Below are 7,235 nucleotides of genomic sequence, written 5' to 3' on the forward strand. Positions count from 1 at the left end.
CCCCCTCGCCCGGCCTAGGCCCTCGACCGACCTCAGCCCTCGACCGGCAGCGGCACCAGGCGCAGCCGGTGGGCCAGCGCCGCCGCCTCACCCCGGCCCGAGACCGACAGCTTGGCCATGATGTTGGAGACGTGCACGCTCGCCGTCTTGGGCGAGATGAACAACTCCTCGGCTATCTGCCGGTTGCTCCGGCCCAACGCCACCAGGGCCAGCACGTCACGCTCACGACGGGTCAGCCCGAACGCGTCGGCCGGGTCGGGGGGCTCGGCCGGCTGGGGCGGCGCGGGCGGCAGCGGCGAGAGCCCGGCCCTGGCCGCCAGCCGTGCCACCCGCTCGCGCAGCGGCGCCGCCCCCAGGGCGAGGGCGGTCTCCCCGGCCCGGCGCAGCGGCTCGACGGCGCGCTCCCGCGCTTCGGGACCGCCCTCGGCCAGCAGCGCCTCGGCCCAGCCGAGCCGGGCCACGGCCAGGTGGTGCGGCAACCCGAACGGTTCGAGCGCGGCGAGCACGTCCGCCCACAGGTGCGGGGTGTCCTGCCCTTCGGCCCGCTTCAACTCGACGTCCACCAGCCGCCCGAGGGCCGCCCACATCGGCCTCGCCCGGGGCGTCGGGGCCATCGCGCGCCGGATCGCCGCCACCGCGGCCGGCCGGCCGGGATCGGCCGCGGGCAGCCCGCGCCCCTCGGACTCGGCCATGGCCGCGGCGAGGAAGACCTCCCAGGCGTGGTAGGCGGTGAACGGTGGGAAGCCGATGCGCACCGCGGCGGCCAGCGCCGTCCTGACGTCCTCGATCCGGCCCCTGGACGCGGCGACGCCCACCTCGAGGCGAGCGAGGTTGACGACCATGCTCGGGTTGAGGTCGGGGGTGTCGATCTCCGCCCGGGTGGTGGCCAGTGCCTCGCCGGCCGCCTCGATGTCGCCCCGGAGGCGCGCCAGATGCCCGGCCGCCAGCCGGGCGCTCGCGCGCGGCCTGACGTCCCTCGCCTGGCGGAGCGCGGCCGCCGCCGCGGCCTCCGCCTCCGGCCAGCGGCCCATCGCGATCCACACCTGCGCCTGGTTGGCCGAGAGCCACCCCTTGGTGTCCTCCAGGCCGAACCGGTGGGCGATGTCCATGCCCCGCGCCACCGCCTGACACGACCGCTCCAACTCGCCGACCTCGGCCAGCGTCGCCGCGAAGTTGACCAGGCTCCGGGACATCAGGCCGATGTTCCCGGCCTCGATCAACCGCTCGATCACCGCGCTCATCTCGGCCAGGCCGGCGGCGACGTCCCCCGAGTCCGTCATGACGCAGCCGAGGGTGAGCCGGGCGTACAGCTCGGTCTGCTCCGCGCCCACCAGACGGGCCATCCGCACGGCGTGTTCGGCGGTCGCGAACAGCTCGGGGCCCGGCATCTCCAGGGTGCTGCGCGCCGCCACCTGGGCCAGGATCTGGGCGTGCACCACCGAGGGCGGCAGGCCCTGGACCAGCTCCCGCGCCCGGTCGAGCTCGGCCGCGCCGTCGTACCGCCCGAGACCCGCCCTCGCCCGGGAGCGCTGGAGCCAGAACCAGGCGGCGCGGAGCGGATCCGCCCGCTCGTCGAGCACCCGCACCGCCCGCCGGCTGAGGGCCAGCACCCGGTCCTTCTCCTCGGAGAGAACGGCGGCCATGGTGGCCTCGGCCAGCAGGTCCGGGTAGTCCATCGGCCGGCCCGGGGTGTGGGGCTCCGGGTAGGCCCAGATCGGCTCGACGGGCCGCAGCCCGGCCCGCACCGGCTCCGGCACCGTGTCCCACAGCTCCAGCCCGCGCTCCAGCAGTCGCAGCCGCTCGGCGTGCGCGTAGCGCCGGCCGGCCTCGCCGGCCGCGGCGAGCACCGCCGGCAACGCCTTGGCGCCGTCCCCCGCGTGGAACCAGTAGCTGGCGAGCCGCGCGGCCCGCTCGCTCTCCGGCACCAGGCCGTGCCCGGCCTCGAGCGCCTTCGCGAAACGGCGGTTGAGCCGGGCGCGTTCGCCCGGCAGCAGGTCGTCGACCACGGCCTCGCGCATCAGCGCGTGCCGGAAGCGGTAGCCGTCGCCGTCCTCCGTGGGCACCAGCAGACATCCGCCCACGGCCGCCCGCAGCGCGGCCAACAGCTCGGGCTCCGGGAGCCTGGCGACCTCGGCGAGCAGCGCGTGCTCCACGGAGGAGCCGGCCTCCGCGACGATCCGCAGCAGCTCCTGCACGCCCTCCGACAGCGCCTCGACGCGCACCAGCAGCAGGTCGCGCAGCGACTCGCTGAGCCCGCGCCCGCCGCCGCTGGCCGTCAGCTCCTCGACGAAGAACGGGTTGCCCTCCGAGCGCTCGAACACCGAGCGGGCCAGGGCCGGCTCCGGGGCGCCGCCGGTGATGCCGGCCATCTGGGCCACCACCTCGGCGTCGCTCAGCCGCGCCAGCTCCACCCGGCGCACCGACCGCAGCCGGTCGAGCTCGGCGAGGAACGGCCGCAGCGGATGGCGGCGGTGCAGGTCGTCCGCCCGGTAGGTGGCCAGGATGACCAGCCGGCTGCGCTGCACCGAACGGAACAGGTAGCCGAGCAGTTCGCGGGTGGAGCGGTCGGACCAGTGCAGGTCCTCGACGGCCACCACCAGCGGCCGGTCGGCGGCCAGCCGCTCCAGCATCCGGGCCGTCAGCTCGAAGAGCCGCATCCGGTCGAGCGCGTCACCCGAGGCGCCGCGGGCCTCGCCGAGCTCGGGCAGCAGCCGGGCCAGCTCCCCCTCCCGCCCCGTCACCGCCGCCGCCAGCTCGGGACCCAGCTGCCGGTGCAGCGAACGCAGGATCGCGGCCACCGGCGCGAACGGCAGGCCGTCCGCGCCCAGTTCGACGCAGAAGCCGACGGCGGTGACGGCGCCGGCGGCGCGGGCGGCCGCCAGCACCTCGTCCAGCAGGCGCGACTTGCCGATGCCCGCCTCGCCGCCGATCACATACGCCTGTGGTTCCCCGCGCCCGGCCCGGGCAAGCCCGGCCGCCAGCTCGGCCAGCTCGCTGGCGCGGCCGACGAACACGGGGCTGACCCGACGGCTCTCCACGGTTCCGAGAATGGCATGGCGGACTGACACCCCGGTACCGCTTATCGCCCGGGGCAGAGCCGCCCGGGTCGGCTCCCCGGCGGCGGGCCGGGGCCTCACGCCACCGTCGTCCAGCCGGACGCCCGGCCGGACACCCGGCCGGACACCCGGCCTGACGCCCGGTCGGACGGCGCGGGCTCGGCCTCGTCGTCCGCCCCGCGTTCGTCGTCCTCGGCGGCGGCCCGGGCCGCCGCCCGGTGTTCCTCCGCGGCTCGTTGGAGCTCGGCCGCGCGCTGTCGATGGAGTTCGAGCCCGAGCTGTTGCTCGAGTCCTGTCACGGTGGTCCTCCCCTGAGTCGGCTGTCCTCCAGCTGACTCGAGGTTCCTCTCCCAGGGGGGCGCCCCGCATCGGGCGGCCGCCGCGTTCCGCCGGCCCCGGCGGCTTAGACGAAGGCCCCGGGCAGCGTGCCCGGGGCCTTACGCGCGGGGTACCGACCGCCTTAGCCGGGGCCGGCCGCCTTACTCGCCGCTACTCGGTGACGCCGAGCCGCTCCAGGATCAGCTCGCGGGCCCGGCCCGCGTCGGCCTGCCCCCTGGTCGCCTTCATGACCGCGCCGACCAGCGCACCGGCCGCGGCGGTCTTGCCGCCCCTGATCTTGTCGGCGACGGCCGGGTTGGCCGCGATCGCCTCGTCGACGGCGGCGCCCAGCGCGCCCTCGTCCTTGACGATCCGCAGCCCGCGCTGCTCGACGATCTCGTCAGGACCGCCCTCGCCGGCCAGCACCCCGTCGATGACCTGGCGGCCCAGCTTGTCGTTGAGCTCGCCGGCGGCGACCAGCGCCGCCACCCGCGCCACCTGCGCCGGGGTGATGGGCAGCGACGACAGCTCGACGCCCTGCTCGTTGGCCCGGCGGGCCAGCTCGCCCAGCCACCACTTGCGGGCGGCCGCCGCGTCGGCGCCGGCCTCGATGGTGGCGACGATCGACTCGACCGCGCCCGCGTTGAGCGCCGACTGCATCTCGTGCGCCGAGATGCCCCACTCCTCGCGCAGCCGGTTCCGCCGCGCCAGCGGGGGCTCGGGCAGCTCGGCCCGCAGCCGCTCCACCCACTCCCGCTCCGGGGCGATCGGCACCAGGTCGGGCTCGGGGAAGTAGCGGTAGTCCTCCGCCTCCTCCTTGACCCGGCCCGAGGTGGTGGTGCCGTTCTCCTCGTGGAAGTGACGCGTCTCCTGGACGATGGTGCCGCCGTCGCCGAGCACCGCCGCGTGCCGCTGGATCTCGAACCGGACGGCCCGCTCCACGCTGCGCAGCGAGTTGACGTTCTTCGTCTCGCTGCGGGTGCCGAACTTCTCCCGGCCGTGCGGCCGGAGCGAGACGTTGACGTCGCAGCGGAGCTGGCCCATCTCCATCCGCGCCTCGGAGACGCCGAGCGCCCTGATCAGCTCGCGCAGCTCGGCGACGTAGGCCCGGGCGACCTCGGGGGCCCGCTCGCCGGCGCCCTCGATCGGCCTGGTGACGATCTCGATCAGCGGGATGCCGGCCCGGTTGTAGTCGAGCAGCGAGTGCGAGGCGCCGTGGATGCGGCCGGTGGCCCCGCCGATGTGGGTGGACTTGCCGGTGTCCTCCTCCATGTGGGCCCGCTCGATGCCGACCCGGAAGACCTCGCCGTCGGCCAGCTGGACATCCAGGTAGCCGCCGAACGCGATGGGCTCGTCGTACTGCGAGGTCTGGAAGTTCTTCGGCATGTCCGGATAGAAGTAGTTCTTCCGGGCGAACCGGCACCATTCAGCGATCTCGCAGTGGAGCGCGAGGCCGATCCGGATGGCGGACTCGACGCCGGTCGCGTTGACGACCGGCAGCGATCCCGGCAGGCCGAGGCAGGTGGGACACGTCTGCGAGTTGGGCTCCGCGCCCAGCGTGGTGGCGCAGCCGCAGAACATCTTGGTCTTGGTGCCGAGCTCGACATGGACCTCAAGGCCCATGACGGGGTCGTAGGACGCGAGTGCGTCCTCGTACGACACCAGGTCAGTGACGGTCACGGGAGAAGTACCTCTCGGATGCGTGCGTGGCTTGCGGCGCGGGCGGTCAGCCGCGCTCGTCGGCGAGGACGTCGCCCTCGTCCTGGGCCATCCGGCGGAGCTCGCGGGCGAGCAGCGCGACCGTGGTGACGAGCGCGGCACCCGTGATGACGGCGTCGGCGAGCCTCAGCTTGTCGCCCTCGGTACGGGCCTCGCGAATCTGGCGGGCCACACCGAACGCGCCGAACACCGTGGTGCCGATGGACAGGTAGGTGCTGGCCTTGGACTTCGGCTTCTTCTTGCTCATAGCGCGGGCGCCTCCTCAAGGATCGGGTGTCCCCAGCGTGCCTGGAACGCGGCCTCGACGGCCGCTCCGACGCGGTAAAGCCGATCATCGGCCATCGCCGGTGCGATGATCTGCAGACCGACCGGAAGCCCGTCCTCGTCGGCCAGACCGCACGGCAGCGACATGGCGGCGTTGCCCGCCAGGTTCACCGGGATGGTGCACAGGTCGGCGAGGTACATCGCCATCGGGTCGTCCACCCGCTCGCCGATCGGGAACGCGGTGGTCGGGGTGGTCGGCGACACGACGACGTCCACCTGCTCGAAGGCCCGACCGAAGTCGCGCGCCACCAGGGTGCGCACCTTCTGGGCGCTGCCGTAGTAGGCGTCGTAGTAGCCGGAGGACAGGGCGTACGTGCCGAGCATGATCCGCCGCTTCACCTCGGGCCCGAAGCCGGACTCGCGGGTGAGGGAGGTGACCTCCTCGGCCGACCTGGTGCCGTCGTCGCCGACCCGCAGCCCGTAGCGCATGGCGTCGAAACGGGCCAGGTTCGAGGAGCACTCGGAGGGCGCGATCAGGTAGTACGCGGCCAGCGCCTTGTCGAACGAGGGGCAGGACAGCTCGACGATCGTGGCGCCGAGGCCGCGCAGCAGCTCGACGGACTCGTCGAAGCGGTTCAGCACGCCCTGCTGGAAACCCTCGCCGCGGAGCTCCCTGACCACGCCGACCCGCAGGCCGGCGACCGACCCGGTGCGGGCCGCCTCGACGACCGGCGGCACGGACGCCTCGATCGAGGTCGAGTCCAACGGGTCGTGACCGGCGATCGCCTCGTGCAGCAGCGCCGCGTCCAGCACGGTGCGGGCACACGGGCCGCCCTGGTCGAGGGAGGAGGAGAAGGCCACCATGCCGTAGCGGGAGACCCCGCCGTAGGTGGGCTTGACGCCGACCGTGCCGGTGACGGACGCCGGCTGCCGGATCGAACCGCCGGTGTCGGTACCGATGGCCAGCGGCGCCTGGAACGAGGCGAGCGCCGCCGCCGAACCGCCGCCGGAGCCGCCGGGGATCCGCGTGAGGTCCCAGGGGTTGCCGGTCGGGCCGAACGCGCTGTTCTCGGTGGACGAACCCATCGCGAACTCGTCCATGTTGGTCTTGCCGAGGATGACGACACCGGCGGCCTTCAGACGCTTCGTCACGGTCGCGTCGTACGGCGGCACCCACCCCTCGAGGATCTTCGAGCCCACCGTGGTGGGCACGCCCTCGGTGGTGAAGATGTCCTTCAGCGCGAGCGGCACGCCGGCCAGCGGGCCGAGCTCCTCGCCACGCGCCCGGCTCTCGTCCACGGCGCGCGCCTGCGCCAGAGCGCCCTCGCGGTCCACGTGCAGGAAGGCGTGCACCTTCTCGTCGACGGCGTCGATCCGCGCCAGATGGGCCTCGGCGACCTCGACGGCGCTGACGCTGCCGTCGGCGACGCGGGCGGCCAGCTCGGCGGCGGTGAGATGAATCAGATCGGCCACGGCGGTCACTCCTCCCCCAGGATCTGCGGCACCTTGAAACGCTGCTGCTCCTGCGCGGGCGCGCCGGAGAGCGCCTGCCGCGGGGTCAGGCTCGGCCTCACCTCGTCGGGGCGCGTCACGTTGGTGAGCGGCAGCGGGTGGGAGGTCGGCGGTACGTCCTCGTCGGCGACGTCGGCGACGCGGGCGACCGCGCCGATGATGTCGTCGAGCTGTCCGGCGAAGTGGTCGAGCTCCTCGTCGGTCAACTCCAGACGCGCCAGCCGGGCGAGGTGGCCGACCTCCTCGCGCGTGATGCCAGGCATGTGGCGATCCTCTTGCTCGTCGCGGGCTGGTTTCGGCCCCAATCCTATGGCCGTGCGGGACCGTGCCGCGCCGCGGTTTTCCCCGGGGGGTTCTCCCCCGCCC

6 protein-coding genes are annotated in these 7,235 nt (G+C 74.3%); all 6 read right to left on the reverse strand.

Translation table 11 applies throughout. The features are described from left to right. Positions 1–32: 32 nt before the first annotated feature. The 6 genes from E1283_RS39540 to gatC all read right to left on the reverse strand — a co-directional run bounded on the left by E1283_RS39540 (position 33) and on the right by gatC (position 7,132). Positions 33–3,038, reverse strand: coding sequence for a helix-turn-helix transcriptional regulator (locus E1283_RS39540; RefSeq protein ID WP_279571298.1), 3,006 nt, complete (start codon positions 3,036–3,038; stop codon positions 33–35). Positions 3,039–3,133: 95 nt separating this feature from the next. After that, on the reverse strand, positions 3,134–3,355 hold the full coding sequence (locus tag E1283_RS39115; RefSeq protein ID WP_243745162.1) for a hypothetical protein: 222 nt from the start codon (positions 3,353–3,355) through the stop codon (positions 3,134–3,136). A 190-nt stretch (positions 3,356–3,545) separates the two neighbouring features. After that, a complete protein-coding gene (gatB, locus tag E1283_RS28215) occupies positions 3,546–5,054 on the reverse strand; it encodes an Asp-tRNA(Asn)/Glu-tRNA(Gln) amidotransferase subunit GatB (protein WP_132820992.1) in 1,509 nt (502 codons plus the stop codon). A 46-nt stretch (positions 5,055–5,100) separates the two neighbouring features. Continuing rightward, positions 5,101–5,340 carry a hypothetical protein gene (locus tag E1283_RS28220; protein WP_132820993.1) on the reverse strand — a complete coding sequence of 80 codons (240 nt, stop codon included), beginning with the start codon at positions 5,338–5,340 and terminating at the stop codon, positions 5,101–5,103. Then, a complete protein-coding gene (gatA, locus tag E1283_RS28225; RefSeq protein WP_132820994.1) occupies positions 5,337–6,830 on the reverse strand; it encodes an Asp-tRNA(Asn)/Glu-tRNA(Gln) amidotransferase subunit GatA in 1,494 nt (497 codons plus the stop codon). Before gatA ends, E1283_RS28220 begins: the two co-directional genes overlap by 4 nt. A gap of 5 nt (positions 6,831–6,835) precedes the next feature. Then, complete coding sequence (gatC, locus tag E1283_RS28230) at positions 6,836–7,132, reverse strand: Asp-tRNA(Asn)/Glu-tRNA(Gln) amidotransferase subunit GatC (protein WP_132820995.1); 297 nt, start codon at positions 7,130–7,132, stop codon at positions 6,836–6,838. Between the last annotated feature and the right edge of the window lie 103 nt (positions 7,133–7,235).

This window comes from Streptomyces hainanensis (assembly GCF_004348415.1).
Lineage (GTDB): Bacteria > Actinomycetota > Actinomycetes > Streptomycetales > Streptomycetaceae > Streptomyces > Streptomyces hainanensis.